General features: G+C 60.7%; 10 protein-coding genes. 6 read left to right on the top strand and 4 right to left on the bottom strand.

The window, feature by feature from the left end; genetic code table 11:
- Positions 1 to 35: 35 nt before the first annotated feature.
- The 4 genes from NA619_RS17810 (at position 36) to NA619_RS17795 (ending at position 6,249) form a co-directional block, all read left to right on the top strand.
- Positions 36 to 3,206 carry an efflux RND transporter permease subunit gene (locus tag NA619_RS17810; RefSeq protein WP_255963148.1) on the top strand — a complete coding sequence of 1,057 codons (3,171 nt, stop codon included), beginning with the start codon at positions 36 to 38 and terminating at the stop codon, positions 3,204 to 3,206.
- Positions 3,203 to 4,606, top strand: a complete 1,404-nt coding sequence (locus NA619_RS17805) for an efflux transporter outer membrane subunit (RefSeq protein ID WP_255963147.1) — start codon at positions 3,203 to 3,205, stop codon at positions 4,604 to 4,606. The genes NA619_RS17810 and NA619_RS17805 overlap by 4 nt, the downstream gene beginning before the upstream one ends.
- 217 nt (positions 4,607 to 4,823) lie before the next feature.
- Positions 4,824 to 5,816 carry a TRAP transporter substrate-binding protein gene (locus tag NA619_RS17800; RefSeq protein ID WP_336605469.1) on the top strand — a complete coding sequence of 331 codons (993 nt, stop codon included), beginning with the start codon at positions 4,824 to 4,826 and terminating at the stop codon, positions 5,814 to 5,816.
- Positions 5,817 to 5,904: 88 nt separating this feature from the next.
- Positions 5,905 to 6,249, top strand: coding sequence for a hypothetical protein (locus NA619_RS17795; RefSeq protein WP_255963145.1), 345 nt, complete (start codon positions 5,905 to 5,907; stop codon positions 6,247 to 6,249).
- A 28-nt stretch (positions 6,250 to 6,277) separates the two neighbouring features.
- On the opposite strand, the gene NA619_RS17790 is transcribed toward NA619_RS17795, so the two are convergent.
- From NA619_RS17790 to NA619_RS17775, 4 genes are all read right to left on the bottom strand, one after another.
- Complete coding sequence (locus tag NA619_RS17790; RefSeq protein WP_272891818.1) at positions 6,278 to 7,750, bottom strand: efflux transporter outer membrane subunit; 1,473 nt, start codon at positions 7,748 to 7,750, stop codon at positions 6,278 to 6,280.
- Positions 7,747 to 10,851, bottom strand: a complete 3,105-nt coding sequence (locus NA619_RS17785) for an efflux RND transporter permease subunit (protein ID WP_255963144.1) — start codon at positions 10,849 to 10,851, stop codon at positions 7,747 to 7,749. Before NA619_RS17785 ends, NA619_RS17790 begins: the two co-directional genes overlap by 4 nt.
- Before the next feature lie 133 nt (positions 10,852 to 10,984).
- Positions 10,985 to 14,065 (bottom strand): MdtB/MuxB family multidrug efflux RND transporter permease subunit, encoded by a 3,081-nt coding sequence (locus tag NA619_RS17780; protein ID WP_255963141.1) that lies wholly within the window; start codon positions 14,063 to 14,065, stop codon positions 10,985 to 10,987.
- Positions 14,062 to 15,297, bottom strand: a complete 1,236-nt coding sequence (locus NA619_RS17775) for an MdtA/MuxA family multidrug efflux RND transporter periplasmic adaptor subunit (protein ID WP_255963140.1) — start codon at positions 15,295 to 15,297, stop codon at positions 14,062 to 14,064. The genes NA619_RS17780 and NA619_RS17775 overlap by 4 nt, the downstream gene beginning before the upstream one ends.
- A 269-nt stretch (positions 15,298 to 15,566) precedes the next feature.
- On the opposite strand from NA619_RS17775, the gene murJ reads away from it, so the two are divergent.
- On the top strand, positions 15,567 to 17,033 hold the full coding sequence (murJ, locus tag NA619_RS17770; RefSeq protein ID WP_255963139.1) for a murein biosynthesis integral membrane protein MurJ: 1,467 nt from the start codon (positions 15,567 to 15,569) through the stop codon (positions 17,031 to 17,033).
- 292 nt (positions 17,034 to 17,325) lie between these two features.
- Positions 17,326 to 18,291, top strand: a complete 966-nt coding sequence (locus NA619_RS17765) for an XdhC family protein (protein ID WP_255963138.1) — start codon at positions 17,326 to 17,328, stop codon at positions 18,289 to 18,291.
- Positions 18,292 to 18,329: the final 38 nt, after the last annotated feature.

Raw genomic sequence — 18,329 nt, 5'->3', positions numbered from 1 at the left:
GCGCGTCATGCGCGCCCTCTCCCCCGGAGTGCGTCATGAATTTCTCTCAATTCTTCATCCAGCGGCCGATCTTCGCAGCGGTGCTGTCTCTGGTGATCCTCATCGGCGGCGCGATCTCGCTCTTCCAGCTGCCGATCAGTGAATACCCGGAAGTAGTACCGCCGACCGTGGTGGTCCGCGCCAACTTCCCCGGCGCCAACCCCAAGGTCATCGGTGAAACAGTGGCCTCACCGCTCGAGCAGGCGATCACCGGCGTAGAAGGCATGCTTTATATGTCGTCCCAAGCCACTGCCGACGGCAAGCTGACCCTGACCATCACCTTCGCGCTGGGTACCGATCTGGACAACGCCCAGGTGCAGGTACAGAACCGCGTGACGCGCACCCAGCCGACGCTGCCGACCGAAGTGCAGCGACTGGGTGTGACGGTCGACAAGGCCTCGCCAGACCTCACCATGGTGGTGCACCTGACGTCGCCCGACGAGCGTTACGACATGCTCTACCTGTCCAACTATGCAGCGCTCAACGTCAAAGACGAACTGGCGCGACTGGACGGCATCGGTGACGTACAACTGTTCGGCATGGGTGATTACTCCCTGCGCGTATGGCTCGACCCGAACAAGGTGGCTTCGCGCAATCTCACTGCCTCGGACGTGGTCAATGCGATCCGCGAGCAGAACCGCCAGGTAGCAGCCGGTTCGCTGGGTGCACCGCCAGCGCCGGGCGCGACTGACTTCCAGCTCTCGATCAACACCCAGGGCCGTCTGGTTACCGAGGAAGAGTTCGAGAACATCATCGTCCGCGCTGGTGAAGACGGTTCGATCACTCGACTGCGCGATATCGCCCGCATCGAGCTTGGCTCCAGCCAGTACGCCCTGCGCTCGCTGCTCAACAATCAACCCGCTGTTGCCATTCCGGTGTTCCAACGCCCTGGCTCGAATGCCATCGAGATTTCCGATTCGGTGCGCGCCCGCATGGCCGAACTGAAGAAGGACTTTCCCGAAGGCGTGGACTACGAAATCGTCTACGACCCGACCATCTTCGTGCGCGGCTCCATCGAGGCCGTGGTGCATACGCTGCTCGAAGCCATCGTTCTCGTTGTATTGGTCGTGATCCTGTTCCTGCAAACCTGGCGCGCATCGATCATCCCGCTGGCTGCCGTACCGGTTTCGCTGATCGGAACATTCGCCGTGATGCACATGCTCGGCTTCTCGCTCAATGCGCTGTCGCTGTTTGGCCTGGTCCTGGCGATTGGCATCGTGGTGGACGACGCCATCGTCGTGGTGGAGAACGTCGAAAGAAATATCGGGCTTGGCAAATCCCCAGTCGAAGCCACCAAGCAGGCGATGAAGGAAGTGACCGGACCGATCATCGCGACGGCACTGGTCCTGTGCGCGGTATTCATCCCAACCGCATTCATTTCAGGTCTCACCGGGCAGTTCTATCAGCAGTTCGCGTTGACCATCGCGATCTCCACGGTGATCTCGGCGTTCAACTCGCTGACCCTTTCGCCAGCCCTGGCAGCCGTGCTGCTACGTGCTCACGACGCGCCAAAAGACGGATTCTCCCGTCTGCTGGACAAGCTGTTCGGTGGCTGGTTGTTCGCACCCTTCAACCGCGTGTTCGAGCGCGCCAGTCACGGTTACGTCGGGGCGGTCAAACGCATTCTGCGCGGCAGCGGCATTGCACTGGTGGTCTATGTGGGGCTGGTCGGGCTCGGCTACATGGGCTTCGCCAGCACACCAACCGGTTTCGTGCCAGCGCAGGACAAGCAGTACCTGGTGGCCTTTGCGCAACTGCCTGACGCCGCGACGCTGGACCGTACGGAAGACGTCATCAAGCAAATGTCAGAAATCGCTGGCAAGCACCCGGGCGTCGAAAACACCATCGCCTTCCCCGGGCTGTCGATCAACGGCTTCACCAACAGTCCGAACAGCGGCATCGTCTTCGTCGCCCTGAAAGACTTTGGCCAGCGCACGGAAGAGAACATGTCCGCAGGCGCCATCGCCGGTGAGCTCAACGGTCAGTTCTCAGGCATTCAGGAAGCCTACCTCGCTATCTTCCCGCCGCCGCCGGTTCAGGGGCTGGGCACCATCGGTGGTTTCCGGGTGCAGGTGCAGGATCGTGGCAACCTCGGCTATGAAGAGCTGTACACGCAGGTGCAGAACGTTATCGCCAAGAGCGCCGACTATCCCGAGTTGGCCGGGCTGTTCACCAGCTATCAGGTAAACGTGCCGCAGATCGATGCCGACATCGACCGGGAAAAGGCCAAGACCCATGGCGTACCTATCGACCAGATCTTCGACACCATGCAGGTCTACCTCGGCTCGCTGTACGCCAATGACTTCAACCGCTTCGGCCGTACCTATCAGGTCAACGTCCAGGCTGAGCAGAAGTTTCGCCTGACCCCTGACCAGATTGGTCAACTGAAGGTACGCAACAACAGAGGCGAAATGGTGCCGCTGTCGACCTTCGTCAAGGTCAGCGACAGTGCCGGCCCGGACCGGGTGATGCACTACAACGGCTTCCTGACCGCCGAGATCAATGGCGCGGCGGCATCGGGCTACAGCTCGGGCGAAGCGGAAGATGCCATGGAGCGTCTGCTCAAGGCCGAGTTGCCCAACGGCATGAGCTACGAATGGACCGAGCTGACCTACCAGCAGATCCTGGCTGGCAACACCGCGATGTTCGTCTTCCCGCTCTGCGTGCTGCTGGCCTTCCTGGTACTGGCCGCGCAATACGAAAGCTGGAGCCTGCCGCTGGCGGTCATCCTGATCGTTCCGATGACGCTGCTCTCGGCAATCGTCGGGGTAATCCTGTCGGGTGGCGATAACAACGTCTTCACGCAGATCGGCCTGATCGTGCTCGTCGGCCTGGCATGCAAGAACGCCATCCTCATCGTCGAGTTCGCCAAGGATAAACAGGAAGAAGGAATGGACCGGCTGTCCGCGGTTCTTGAGGCCTGCCGTCTGCGGTTGCGCCCGATCCTGATGACCAGCTTCGCCTTCATCATGGGTGTGGTGCCGCTGGTGCTCTCCTCCGGGGCCGGTGCCGAGATGCGCCACGCCATGGGTGTTGCGGTGTTTAGCGGGATGCTCGGCGTGACCTTCTTCGGGCTGCTGCTGACACCGGTGTTCTACCTGGTCATTCGCGCCTACGTCGAAAAGCGCGAAGAGAAAAAGGCTGTACTTAAGGAGGCACATGCATGAAGGACTTGATCACCACACCGCTGTTGCTCGCAGCCTTTCTCGCGCTGAGCGCCTGTGCCGTAGGGCCGGATTATCGGACGCCCGAGACGGCCCCAGCCGAAATCGATCAGGCCGCGTCGGCACCTTTCGACCGGTCGCGCTTCGAGGCTGCATGGTGGCGACAGTTCGAGGATCCGACGCTCGATGCGCTGGTTGGCGAAGCGCTGTCGGAAAACCGCGAGCTACGCATAGCCTTCGCGCGATTGCGTGCGGCTCGCTCGATTCGCGACGATGACGCCAACGATCGCTTCCCCACCGTAACCGCGGGCGCCAGTGCGGATATCGGCAAGGCGCAACAGCCTGGCTTCGGTGAGGAGCGTGTCAACAGCGAACGCTACGATCTGGGCCTCGACATGGTTTGGGAGCTTGATCTGTTTGGACGTATCCAGCGTCGAATCGAAGCCAGCGAAGCCCAGAGCGATGCAGTGGAAGCCGAGCTTTACCAGCTGCAGGTGAGCATCATCGCCGAGCTGGTGGATGCGTACGGCCAACTCCGTGGCGCACAGCTGCGCGAGCGCATCGCACGGGAAAACCTGGAGAACCAGCTTGATTCGCGTCAATTGACCGAGCATCTGCGCGAAGCCGGAGTCGGTAGCGAGCTGGATGTACTGCGCGCCGATGCGCGTCTTGCGTCTACCGAGGCCAGTCTGCCGTTGCTCCAGGCGCAGCAGACCCGCTCGCGTAACCGCATCGCCACCCTGCTCGGCCAGCGCGCCGACCAGCTCAGTGTCGACCTGTCGCCCCGTGAGCTGCCGGCCATTGCCAAGGCATTGCCCATAGGGGATCCCGGCGAACTGCTGCGTCGTCGCCCGGACATCCTTGCAGCGGAGCGGCAACTGGCCGCGGCAACAGCCAATGTCGGCGTGGCGACGGCCGACCTGTTTCCGCGGGTAAATCTGTCTGGCTTCCTTGGCTTCATAGCCGGCCGCGGTTCGCAAATCGGGTCCAGCGCCGCGCAGGCATGGGGCGTGGCGCCAAGCATCACCTGGGCGGCGTTCGACATGGGGAGCGTTCGGGCTCGCTTACGCGGTGCCGAAGCAGATGCGGACGGCGCGCTGGCGAGCTACGAGCAGCAGGTCCTTCTGGCACTCGAGGAATCCGAGAACGCTTTTAGCGACTACGCCCGGGCTCAGGAACGCTTGCTGTCCCTGCTGCGTCAGTCAAGCGCCAGCCGAGCCGCCGCCGAACAGGCAGAGATCCGCTATCGCGAAGGCACCGTGGACTTTCTCGTCTTGCTGGATGCCGAGCGTGAGCGCCTAGCCGCGGAGGACGCGCAAGCCCAGGCAGAGGTTGAGCTGTACCGGGGCATCGTTGCGCTTTACAAAGCGCTGGGCGGAGGCTGGCAGCTCACGACTGGCTAACGCTGATCGCTCTAGTCCGCCACTTCGAAGTTCAAGGCAGGGTACGGCTGTAGCGGGCAAAGTGTGACGCATGCCCGCTATCGCTCTTTCGATTGTGAATTTTGCGAGAAAGCGCTTCTTGTGGTTTGGGTTATTTGGCATAACGGTCCGGAAAGCTCATTCGCATCCGGTCGCCGGATGTCATGCCAACCAACCAAGAACAAAGAGCCCTTCAATGATCAAGCCGATCATCACCTTTGCCGGCCTCGTGCTGGCATTGGCTGCAACCGCTGCCGAGGCGGAACCGATTGTCATCAAGTTCTCCCACGTGGTCGCCGAAGACACCCCCAAAGGCAAGGGCGCGCTGCTGTTCAAGCAATTGGTCGAGCAGCGCCTACCCGGGCAAGTGACCGTCGAGGTCTATCCCAACTCCACGCTGTTCGGCGACGCCAACGAGCTGGAGGCACTGGCCAAGAATGAGGTGCAGCTGCTGGCACCGTCGCTGGCGAAATTCGAGCAATACACCAAGCAACTTCAAGTATTCGACCTGCCCTTTCTGTTCGACGACCTGGCATCCGTCGACCGCTTCCAGAAACGCGCTAAGGGTAGGCAGCTGCTGCTTTCAATGGAGAAGCAGGGCATCACCGGCCTGGCCTATTGGCACAATGGGATGAAGCAACTTTCATCCACCAAGCCACTGCGGATGCCAAGCGACGCAAACGGCCTCTCGTTCCGTATTCAACCCTCTGGTGTACTGGAGTCACAGTTCGCCCAAGTTGGAGCAACGACCAAGAAAATAGCGTTCGCGGAAACATTCGGTGCACTGCAAAACGGAACTGTGCAAGGCGCGGAAAACCCCTGGTCGAACATCTACAGCAAGAAAATGCACACGGTTCAGCCTTACATCACTGAGTCGAACCATGGCGTGCTGGACTACATGCTGGTGAGTAACACCACGTTCTGGTTCGCCATCCCCCACCAGATTCGCACACAGCTTGAAGGCATCATCGACGAGGTGACCTTCGAAGTGAACCGCGCTGCAGAAGAAGCCAACCAGGGAGATCGCGAACGCATCCGCAAGTCCGGCACCTCCGAAATTATCGAGCTCACTCCCGAACAGCGCGAAGCCTGGCGTGAAGCCATGCGCCCGGTGTGGAAGGAATTCGAACCTGCAATCGGTGCGGACATCATCAAGGCAGCTCAAACGGTCAACCGCAAACAGCGCCAGTAAACGCTGAACCTCGAACAAACCAGCCGCGGTCCATGCCCAGCATGCACCGCGGTTTTTTCATTCAGTTGTATAACGAGCCCATCACGCCATGTTGATTGCGTTACTCGTGCTGGTGATGATTTTGCCGCCGGTATTGCTGTCGAGTCGCCGCCTCACGCTGGCATGGCCACTTCGTTACCTGCTCTCGGCGCTATCCGCTGCCTATACCTGGATTGGCTCGCAAATCGGAATGCTCGCTGCTACTCGATTCGACTGCCTGGGCGGGATGAAAAATCTGCACGGCTGCAGCGCAGGCGGAACAGATATGACCGCGCTGATCGGGCACGGCCTTTTCCTGATGATCCCTGGAGTATTCGTTGCCGCACCGCTATCCATGTTCTTGCTGCTAGACACGCTGTGCAGACATATTGGTGAACGCCGACCCGAGGTTTAGCGATCAGCTATCGGCTGCAAAAAACTGCTCATCGCTCGGTCGACATCACCGGTTCAGTCTGCAGCGCTTCCTCGTCCCAGCCGCCACCCAGCGCCGCAATCAGTTGCACGCTGGCGGCCAGTCGGTCGCCTAGCAACGTGAGATTGGTGCGCTCGTTGTTGAGCGTGGTCGTCTGCACAGTGGCAACACTGAGGAAGTCGACGGTTCCGGCGCGGTACTGGTTTTCGATCAGTCGCAACGACTCCTGTGCCGCTTCCAGCGCCTGTTGCTGCACGACCGCCTCGTCGGCAAGCACGCGCAATTGGACCAGATTGTCTTCGACCTCGCGGAAGCTGTTGAGCACGGTCTGGCGATAATTGGCAACGGTCTGATCGTAGCTGGCTTCAGCCTGCTCAAGGCTCGCTCGTCTCCCGCCGAAGTCCAACAAGGTCATTGCCAGCTGCGGGCCAAGCGACCAAAAGCGGTTGGGGACGCTGATCAGATTGCTGAAGCTGCTATTGCGATACCCCCCGCTGGCACTCAGGGTCAGGTCCGGGTACCAGGCCGCTTCCGCCACGCCGATCTGTGCATTGGCAGCGCTGACCTGACGCTCAGCCGATGCAATGTCAGGGCGCCGTTCAAGCAATTGGGAAGGCAGGGCCAACGGCACCTGAGGAAGCGCTGGAATATCGCTGCGCTCGGCAATGTCCAGTTCTGATGGCGGCACTCCGATCAGCACCGCAATGGCGTGTTCCAGCTGCGCGCGCTGCCATCGCAGATCAATGGCCTGCGCCTCGGTACTTCTGAGCTGGGTGAGCGCCTGCGTCGCGTCGGATTTGGGCACAATGCCGGCGCGATACTGGTTCTCCGTCAAGCGAAGCGAGCGAGCGAACGCTTCTACCGTCTGGTCCAGCAGCCGCTGCTGCTCGTCCAGCACCCGCAGCTGCAGATAGGTTTGCACCAGCTCGGATTGCAGGCTCAGCCGCACGGCTGCCAAGTCGGCCGCACTGGCTTGCATGTTCGCCTGATTGGCTTCGAGGTTACGCCGCAGCCGGCCCCATATATCCAGCTCCCAGGAGGCATCCAACCCGACACTGTAGCTCTCGCTTACACCACTGCCGCTGCTTTGACTCTGCACCGTCGGGCTGCTTGAGGTGCCCTGCCCGCCGCGAGTGACACCGGCACTGCCGCCGATCGTTGGGAACTGCTGTGAGCGAGCGCCGCGAACCAGTGCGCGAGCCTGGCGATACTGCGCTTCGGCCGCCGCCAGATTCTGGTTGGAGACATTCAGCCGCCCCACCAGCGCATTCAACTCGGCGTCACCGTACAGCGTCCACCACTCGCCACGCTGAAGTGAGTCGGCAGGTGCTGCGACTTTCCAGCCTTCAGCCTGCTTGAACTCAGCGGCAATCGGCACTTCAGGCCGCTGATAGTCCGGGCCAAGTGTGCAAGCGCTCAATGTGAGCGCCATGGCAACCAGGGTCATTGGGCGCAGCGAATGATTCAGGGACGTCGAACTCATAGCGGATTTTCCAGGGCGGCGTCAGTGCGTACACCGCGCCAGCTGTTGAAACGATGACGCGCACGGTCCAGATACAGATAGACCACAGGCGTGGTGTAAAGCGTGAGGATCTGGCTCAGGACCAGGCCTCCGATGATGGTCAAGCCGAGTGGCTGGCGCATTTCAGCGCCTTCTGCGCCCCCCATCAGCAACGGCATAGCACCGAGAATGGCAGCCATCGTGGTCATCAGAATCGGGCGAAAACGCAACAGGCAGGCCCGACGAATCGACTCGGCGGGAGACAGGCCATCGTTTCGCTCGAACTGCAACGCCAGGTCGATCATCAGGATGGCATTCTTCTTGACCACCCCGATCAGCAGAAACAGCCCCAGCAGTGAAATCAGGCTGAACTGCTCGCGCATCAGAATGATCGTCAGAAGCGCGCCGACTCCGGCAGACGGCAGCGTCGAGAGGATCGTCAGCGGGTGTATGTAGCTCTCGTAAAGGACGCCCAACACGATGTACACCAGCAGCAGTGCGCCCAGGATCATCAACGGCTGGCTTTCCTGAGTCGACTGAAAAACGTCACCGGTGCCGCCAAGTTTTCCTTGTACCTCGCTTGGCAGCCCGATAGCCGCAACCGCGCGCTCGATCGCCCGTGTCGCCTCTTCCAGGCTCACGTCGGGCGCCAGGTCGAAGTCGATGCTCTCTGCGGCGAATTGGCCGTCGTGGCTGACACGATCCTCCTCAAGGCTTCGCTCGTAACTGGCGAATGCTGCAAGCGGAACTCGGCGACCGTCGCTGGTGATCACCTGGATCTGCTCGAGCACTTCCGGGTGCTGGGCGTAGCTCGGGTCGATCTCCATAACCACGCGGTACTGGTTGAGCGATTCGTAAATCGTCGAGATCTGCCGCTGGCTGAAGGCGTTGTTGAGGAGCGTGGTCACGGTGCTCATATCAATGCCGAGCCGCTTGGCAGCATCACGATCGATCTTGAGGCTGATCTGTTGGGCGCCCTCTCCTTCGTTGGCGTCAATGCTGGTTAGCTCCGGCAAGGCCATCAACGCGCGGGTGACCTGCGGCACCCATACGCGCAGGTCGGCCAGATCACTGGCAAGCAGATTGTAGGAATAGGCTGAGCTGCTCTGCCGGCCGCCACCAAACTGCAGATCCTGATCAGCCATGAGGAACATACGCCCGCCAGGCACCTTCGGCTGATTCTCGCGGATTCGCTCGATCACCTTTTGTGCGGAGATATCGCGCTCCGACAACGGCTTGAGCCGCACGATCATGAAGGCATTGTTGATGCCGCCTTGCCCACCGATGAAACCTGCCACGCTTTCCACCGCCGGGTCGGCCAGCACCGCCTTGCGATAGGTTTCCATTTTCGGCTGCATCACTTGGAAGGACAGTCCGTCATCGCCGCGGATAAAGCCGGTCAGCTGGCCGGTGTCCTGCTGGGGAAGGAAGGTCTTGGGCACCTCAATATAGAGAAAGACGTTCAGCCCGATGGTCGCCAGCAGCGTGAACAATGTGATCCGATGGTGGCGCAGCGCCCATCCCAGCGACCTGTCGTAGTGGCGCAGCAGCCATTGGTGGGCGTCGTGACTCCAGCGGTGCAAGCGGCCGTCGCGTTCAGGCTGATGCGGTTTGAGCCAGCGCGCGCAAAGCATGGGTGTCAGGGTCAGCGAAACCAGCAGCGAAACGAGAATGGCCGCCGCCAAGGTGATGGAGAACTCGCGAAACAGCCGCTCGACGATGCCGCCCATGAACAGGATCGAGACGAATACCACCACCAGCGAGAGGTTCATCGATAACAGCGTGAAGCCGACCTCTCGTGTGCCGATATACGCGGCCCGCATCGGCGGCACACCGTCGTCGATGTGCCGTGCGATGTTCTCCAGCACCACGATGGCGTCGTCCACCACCAGACCCGCAGCCAGGATCAACGCCATCAACGACAGTACATTGAGGGAGAAGCCGAACAGGTACATCACGGCGAATGTGCCAACCAGCGATACCGGCACTGCCAGCGCCGGAATCAGCGCGGTTCGCAATTTACCGAGGAACAGGAACACCAGAATGATCACCAGCCCCACAGCAATCAGCAGCGTTCGCTCAGCCTCGTGCAAGGTGGCGCGAATCACCGGCGAGCGATCCATCGCCACCGCCATATTGACGCTGCCCAGCACGATGGCCTGCAGCGCCGGCAGCTCGTTGCGGATCCCCTCGATGGTTTCGATGATATTGGCGCCGGCCTGGCGGTTTATCACCAGCAGGACGGCCCGTTCATTGTTGAAGAAGCCGTCGTTGTAGCGATCTTCCACGCCGTCCTTGACCTTGGCCACGTCACTCAGACGCAGCGCGGCGCCATCCTGATAGCGGATGATCAACGGAAGGTAGTCCGCCGCCTCGTGCAACTGATCATTGGCCTGCACCTGCCAATGCCGATTGTCGTCTTCGACCATTCCCTTTGGCCGCCGGACGTTGGCACCTGCGATGGTCTGGCGGACCTCGTCCAGCGACACGCCGTACTGTTCCAGCTGTTTCGGTTGCAGCTCGACCCGCACCGCTGGCAATGAACTGCCCCCGACCTGTACTTCGCCCACCCCGGACACCTGGGACAGTTTCTGAGCCAGAACCGTTGAAGCGATGTCGTAGAGCTGCCCCTTGTCGAGCACTTCAGACGTCAGCGACAGCACCATGATCGGTGCCTGCGCGGGATTGATCTTGCGATAGGTCGGCATGCTGCGCATGCCGCTGGGAAGCAGGTTACGTGAAGCATTGATCGCAGCCTGGACGTCACGGGCGGCGCCGTTGATCTCTCGATTCAGATCGAACTGAATGACGATGCGCGTCTGGCCCTGACTGCTCCGGCTACTCATTTGGCTGACGCCAGCGATGCTGCCCAGTGATCGCTCCAGCGGCGTGGCGACGCTGGAGGCCATGATTTCGGGGCTCGCCCCAGGCAGGCTAGCCTGCACGGTGATAACCGGGAAATCCATATTCGGCAAAGGCGAAACCGGCAGCATCCCAAAGCTGACGCCGCCCAGGATCAGGATCGCCAGGCTCAGCAGCATGGTCGCGACAGGACGGGCGATGAACGGAGCGGACAGGTTCATAGCGAGAAGCCGCAAGCCGCAAGCTGAACGCTGCAGGCGGATCGCAGCTGGCCGGGCAGAAGAACATGAGCCCTATTACAGGTTACAGAATGCTCTGCTTTTCTCTTGCCGCTCCAGGCTCCAGGGTCAAGGCTCATACTTCGGCCTCCTGCCCTACGCGACTCTTGCCGGCAAACCGCTGCCCGAGCCGATCAAAGAACAGGTAGATGACTGGCGTGGTGAACAAGGTCAGCAACTGGCTGAGCAACAACCCACCGACCAGTACCAGCCCTAGCGGCTGGCGCAGCTCGGCCCCGGAACCTGACGCCAGCATCAGCGGCACGGCGCCGAACAGCGCGGCCAGGGTGGTCATGAGAATCGGACGGAAGCGCAACAACGCCGCTCGGTAGATCGCGTCGTGAGGGCTCATACCCTGATGCCGCTCAGCCTCCAGCGCGAAGTCGATCATCATGATCGCGTTCTTCTTGACGATGCCGATCAGCAGGATGATGCCGATGATGGCAATCAGGCCCAGATCGTTTCCAGTCAGCAGCAGGGCCAAAAGCGCACCCACCGCTGCCGACGGCAAGGTCGACAGAATTGTTATCGGATGGATATAGCTCTCGTAGAGCACCCCAAGGACGATATACATGGTCACCACTGCCGCCAGGATCAGCAGCAAGGTGCTAGACAGCGACGCGCGAAACGCTTCAGCGGCGCCCTGGAATCGGCTCTGGATGCCGGCTGGCAGCCCGATCTCCGCTTCGACGCCTTCGATGACCTCAACCGCCTTGCCCAGCGAAACACCGTCGGCAAGGTTGAATGAGAGCGTGACCGCCGGAAACTGACCGATGTGATTGATCAATAGCGGTGCGTTGCGCTGTTCAAGTGTCGCCAGGCTCGACAGTCGCACCGGCGTTCCACCCTCGCTCTGCACGAACAACTGTTCCAGCGCCTGCGGTCCCAGACGGCTGCCTGCGTCTGCCTCGATCACCACCCGGTACTGGCTGGCCTGGGTAAAGATGGTCGAAATCTGGCGCTGGCCGAACGCGTCATACAGCGCGTCGGTAATGGCCGATATCTGGATACCCAGCCGAGCCGCCGCATCACGATCGATATCGAGGTAGATCTGCAGCCCATTGCTCTGCAGGTCACTGGCCACATCAGTCAGCTCCGGTCGCTCGCGAAGTGCGGAGACCAGCCTCGGCGCCCATTCCTGAAGCAGCGCGCCATTCGGTGACTCGAGGCTGAACTGGAATTGCGTGCGGCTGACCCGATCCTCGATGGAAAGGTCCTGCACCGGCTGCATGAACAATTCGATGCCAGGCAGCTTCGCCAGCTCAGGCCGCAGGCGGTCGATGACCTGGCTGGCAGTGACGTCACGTTCACCATGGGCTTTGAGGTTGATTAGCATCCGCCCGCTGTTGAGGGTCACGTTGTCACCATCCACGCCTATATAGGACGACAGGCTTTCAACGGCAGGATCAGCGAGGATCACGCGGGACAAGGACTGCTGACGCTCACTCATGGCCCGGAATGAGATCGCCTGAGGCGCTTCACTGATGCCCTGAATCACACCGGTATCCTGCACAGGGAAGAAGCCCTTCGGTACGGCGAGGTACAAAACGACCGTCAGACCCAGCGTAAGAACGGCGACCAGGAGGGTCAGCGTCTGGTGTCGCAATACCCAGGTCAGCCAGCGTGCATAGCCACCGATCAGCCGCTCGACCCAGTCCGGCTTGGATTTTTCCAGCGTGGCTGGCTTGAGCAATTTGGCGCACATCATCGGAGTCAGTGTCAGGGACACGACCAACGAGATGAGAATCGCGACCGCCAGAGTGATAGCGAATTCGCGGAACAAACGGCCCACCACGTCCTGCATGAAGAGCAGCGGGATCAATACGGCGATCAGCGACAGCGTCAGCGAGATCAAGGTGAAGCCGATCTGCTTTGCACCCTTGAGTGCGGCCTGTAGCGGGGTCTCGCCCTCCTCCACATGGCGCGCAATGTTCTCGAGCATGACAATCGCATCGTCGACCACAAAGCCGGTAGCGATGGTCAACGCCATCAGCGTGAGGTTGTTCAGCGAGAACCCAGCCAGATGCATCACGGCAAAGGTGCCAATCAGCGACAGCGGCACGGCGATGGAGGGGATGATCGTCGCAGAGAGTCGCTTGAGGAAGACGAAGGTGACCATCACGACAAGAAAGGTCGCCAACAGCAATTCGTGCTGAACGTCGGTAATGGCCGCACGTATTGTCTGGGTACGATCGGTGAGCACCACCACGTCCAGGCCGGTGGGCATGCTGGCGGTCACCTCAGGCAGCAGCGCCTGAATGCGCTCGACCACTTCGATCACATTGGCGCCCGGCTGGCGCTGGATGTTCAGCAACACGGCCTGGCTTTCGTTGGCCCAGGCAGCGAGTCGCTCGTTCTCCGCGCCGTCGACGATCTCAGCCACGTCCTTCAGGCGCAGGGTCGCGCCATCCTCGTAGGCCAGGATGAGTTCAGCGTATTCCTCGGGCGTTTTCAGCTGGTCGTTGGCATCGAGCATCGAGACGCGAGTCGGGCCGTCGAAGTTGCCTTTGGGCTGGTTGACGTTGGAACTGGTAACCAGGGTGCGTACATCTGCGAGCGACAAACCATACGACGCAAGCGCTTCCGGGTTGATGCGAATGCGCACGGCCGGTCGTTGACCGCCCGCGATGCTGACCATGCCGACGCCACTGATTTGCGCCAGCTTCTGCGCCATCCGAGTGTCCACCAGATCATGCAGTTCAGGCAGTGCAAGGCTTTCGGATGTCACGGCCAGTGTCATCACGGGCGTATCGGCTGGGTTGACCTTGTTGTACACCGGCGGTGCCGGAAGATCATTTGGAAGTAGATTGCTGCCGGCATTGATCGCGGCTTGCACTTCCTGCTCGGCGACATCCAATTCGACATCGAGCGAAAAACGCAGGGTGATCACCGAGGCGCCCCCCGAGCTGGTCGAGGACATCTGGGTCAGCCCCGGCATCTGGCCAAACTGTCGTTCAAGCGGCGCGGTCACCGCGCTGGTCATGACCTCGGGGCTCGCGCCGGGATATAGCGTCATCACCCGGATGGTGGGGTAATCGACCTGCGGCAACGCAGAGACCGGCAGCATGCGATAGGCAATGAGGCCCGCCAGCAGGATTGCGATCATCGTCAGGGTGGTTGCCACCGGCCGGAGAATGAACAGCCGCGACATGTTCATTGCGCGGGACGCTCCCCGCGACCTTGTGGCGCGACCTTGGGACTCTCAGCCGCTTCTTCGGCGAGTTTCTGCGGGTCCACCACCTCCACTTCACTACCGTCCCGAAGGCGATCCGTGCCCTCCATGACGATTCGTTCACCAACGCTCAAACCCTTGGTGATAACGGCTTGTTCACCGTTGCTCGGGCCGACTTCAAGTACCCGCAGTTCGACTTTGGAATCCTCGCCAACTACGTAGGCATAGTTGCCGCGCGAGCCGAACTGTAGCGCTGCAGCGGGGATCAGGACGGCGTCTTCGAGCGTCTCAACGCGCAATCGAACATTGACGAACTGGTTTGGGATCAGCAGTTCCGCCTCGTTATCGAAACGGGCCTTCATTTTCAACGTCCCGGTGGTGGCATCGATCAGGTTGTCGAAGCTTTCCAGAACGCCCTCACCGAGCATCGCGCGCTCACCCCGATCCCAGGCGTACGCCGCTAGCTCATCGCCCTTACGGAAACGTGCAATGACAGGCGGCAGATCGCTTTCCGGCAGCGTGAAGCTAATAGCCATTGGCTGGGTCTGGGTGATGACGACAAGAGGGGTGGTGTCATTGGCAGCGACAAGGTTGCCCTGATCCAGCTGGCGCAGCCCGACGCGTCCATCGATAGGTGCGCGGATCTCAGTGAACTGCAGATTCAGCTTGGCCTCGTTTACCGCGGCCTGGTTGGCGGCAAGCGTGCCCTGGTACTGGTTCACCAGCGCCTGCTGGGTATCGAGGGTCTGCTTGGCGATGCTGTCATCGGCGAACAATCCTTGATAGCGCTTGAGGTCGACCTGCGCGTTCTGCAACAGGGCGCGGTTCTGCTGTAGCGTACCCTCGGCCTGTTGCAACGCCACTTTGTAGGGTCGGGGGTCGATGACGGCGAGTAAATCACCAGCCTTCACCCGCTGGCCTTCATCGAAACGTATCTCCATCAGTTCGCCCGCGACGCGGCTACGCACATTTACGGTGTTGAGTGGCGTAACGGTGCCGAGCGCCTTGGCGTAAACCTCGAATACGCCCTGCTCGACTGTCGCGACCCGTACGGGCGTCGGGCCGCCAAATGCGCCTCTGCCGCCTCCAGGTTGCTGAGGCTTATCGGTTGTTGTCGGCCACAGCCACCAGACCAGCAGCACAGCCACAATAATTAAGCCGCCAATGACCAGCCAGCGTCGCACGGAGCCGGCAGAAGAAGTGTTCGCCTCGGACATGAACTGGGTTCGCCTGAAAATGAGCGTGAACCATAAGCAGTCGCGCTCCGCTCGCAAAGAGGATTTACGGCATTTTTACGTATCGGCGGGTTTCATCGTCTTCATGAAGCTATTCGGCCCGGAACCATTAGAATGGCCGCCCAGTCTATTCCGCATTCGACTTGCTGGGCTTTTTCTGCAAGCCAAGGGTCAATCATCAACCAGCCCGTTCACCGGATGACATCAAGTCGTAATTGGCCACTTTTGGATGGCCGCCAAAGGATCAAGGAATGAACACATCATTGGCTATTCTGGCGCTCACTGTCGCCAGCTTTCTCCTCGGTTTCCTGCGGGATATTTTCATCGCCAGAGAGTTCGGTCTGAGCTGGCAGGCGGACCTTATATTCGTAGCCCTGATCCTTCCGCTGTTTTTTGAAAACTTCCTCGGACTGGCATTGCGTGACGCGATGATTCCGTATCTGCAGCGGTTGCGCAGAGAATCGGAAGAGGTGTTCAGGGCGGTTGCCGGCTGGCTTTACTGGCGCATCAGCCTTGCGGGCGCAGGCGTGGCGCTGCTGATAATCCTCTGCAGTTATTGGATTCTCGGCCTGCTCGCACCAGGCTGGACGGTCGAGCAACTCGACGCTGGGCAGCTCGTGTTCTGCGTCGGCGCGCTGCTGATTGCGGTACAGGCGGTGCTCTACTGCCAGAGCGCGCTGCTGAACATGGACAACGTGTTCATATTGCCGATGTCCCGGACGGTCCTGCTCAACGCCGGCGCGATTATCGGCATCCTGATTTTCGGTCCAAATGGCATAGTGATTTTTGCCGGCATGCTGGTGCCTCAACTGGCGCTCATCATTATCCACCATCGTCGACTCGGTTATCTGGGCGGTTCCACCGAAGCGGCAGGGAAAGGACGTGGTGGCGACTTTGGCATGGCCCTGGCTCCGGTGTTGCTGGCTGCCGGGGCACAACAAAGCTGCATTCTCGCTGAGCGGATGTTCGCCTCCTTCCTCGATGAAGGCAGTATTTCCATGCTTTCCTTTGCGTTCCGGATCGTCACCATCCCGCTCACGCTCTACGCCATGTCGGTGCTGGGTGTGCTCTTTCCGCGGTTCGTTTCCACCTGGGGCGACCAAGACCCTGACTCTCACGCGGTGGTAATCCGCAAAGGGCTGCTGGCAACCCTGCTCTTCCTGGTCCCGGCCGCGGTTGTGCTCTGTTCCTTCCCTCAGTCGGTGGTTTCTGTCCTGCTGGAACGCGGCGAATTTGGCGCAGCACAATCCGGCGCCACCGCATCGCTCGTGGTCTGCTACGCGCTTGGCCTGCCTGCCATGGGGCTGGCCTTGTTATGGGGGCGCGTCCTGCTCGCACAGCACAAGTCGCGGCTGTTTCTGGCCATCACGCTTATCAGCTCCACACTGACGGTCAGCCTGGACGCAGCGCTCTATGACCCTTACGGCGCCGAGGGCTTGGCTTTCGCGTTCTCCGCCGGGGCGACGTTACAGGCCCTGTTCATGGGCCTCTACGTCTACCGCGCATCCCCGGCGGGGCTTGCGCCAAGCGTCCTTCTACGCTGGTTGGGCACAGCCTTCGGCATTGCTGCCGTGCTGCACTGGGTGCCCGCACCGCACGGGCTGCTGCAGTTGTGCCTGTACATTCTTGTGGTGCTCATCACCTTTGCGGTCGGCGTAGGCATTCTTGGCGAGCGAGACCTGTTCAAGCCGGCCTACTGGTCGATGAAAAACGTCTGATCGCTGAGCGGCCAGCGCGCTGATGAAAACAGCTGGTATCAATTAAACGGGATGCCGACCCGCCCTCGCCCATCGCATCTCCGCCTCGAAATCACAGGTGGCAAACGCCACCTGACTACCAATCTGCTGCGCCCCCTGCAGCAGAACGCCCGTCGAGTGGGTCCGATCAGGGACATGACGCTTGAACCTCGCCAAGTTACAGCGGCTTGGGGAGCAATGAGCTGCCGGTCAAATCCGACCGATACCAATTTCTGCGGAACCTGTGAGTCCGCACCTAGGGGAAAGATCAGACATGCAACAACTCGATCTGCAGGTGATCGACACGGCTTTGCAATGGGTCGCAGATGGACAGGACATATGGTTCTGCACTGTCTTGTCGACCTACGGATCGGCCCCCCGAGCGCCGGGCGCGCTGCTCGTCGCACGAGCTGATGGCGCCTATACCGGCTCATTGTCCGGCGGCTGCGTAGAAGAGGAGTTTCTCGCGAGCCTCGCTCAGGGCGATCTGCGGGCGCCGGCGCAGATCGTTCGCTACGGTGAAACCGACGATGACAGACGGCGGCTGCGCCTACCGTGCGGTGGCATTCTTCAAGTGCTGGTCGAGCACCATCACCCGAGCGAGCCTTGGCATGAACACTTGCTCACGTTTAAAGCAGCGCTCGAGGGCCAGCGCAGGTTGCTGCGCCGGGTTGATCTGACGACTGGAAATACAGAACTGTTGCCTGATCAGGGCGGCGAGCAGACCCGTATTCGGGACGAACGAGCCGAAATCCGCATTGGTCCAGCGTTGCGGTTGCTGCTCGCCGGTGTCTCGCCTGTGGCGCAAGCCTGCGCGAGTTTCGGTCGTTCGCTTGGCTGCGAAGTGATCGCCTGCGATCCCCGTGAGGAAATGCAAGGGATGCTTGTCGAAGGCGTCGAAGTACGACCGGTTCTACCATCCGTTTTCATCGAGGCAGGCGGTTGTCACGAAGCCACCGCGGTGGTCGCCCTCACGCACGATCCGCGCATCGACGACCTCGCACTGATGGAAGCGGTGCGTACCCCTGCTTTCTACATTGGCGCCATGGGATCCAGGCAGACCTCAGCGAAACGAGCTGAGCGGCTTCAACGCGTCGGAGGCTTGAGCACCGAACAGATCGAGAGGATCCACATGCCTATTGGGCTGGATCTTGGTAGCAAAACGCCCGCTGAGATCGCGCTTTCGGTCATGGCCGACGTATTGCGTGTGTACCGGGGCAAGTCCCGGGACGAGCTATGAGCGCTTGGTCGCACCGGCATCACAGACATTGACTACTC

Origin of the sequence: Stutzerimonas stutzeri, from assembly GCF_024448895.1 — a bacterium.
Taxonomy (GTDB): Bacteria; Pseudomonadota; Gammaproteobacteria; order Pseudomonadales; family Pseudomonadaceae; genus Stutzerimonas; species Stutzerimonas stutzeri_Q.
Note: the sequence above shows the minus strand (reverse complement) of the source record. Positions and strands in the feature narration are given on the sequence as shown.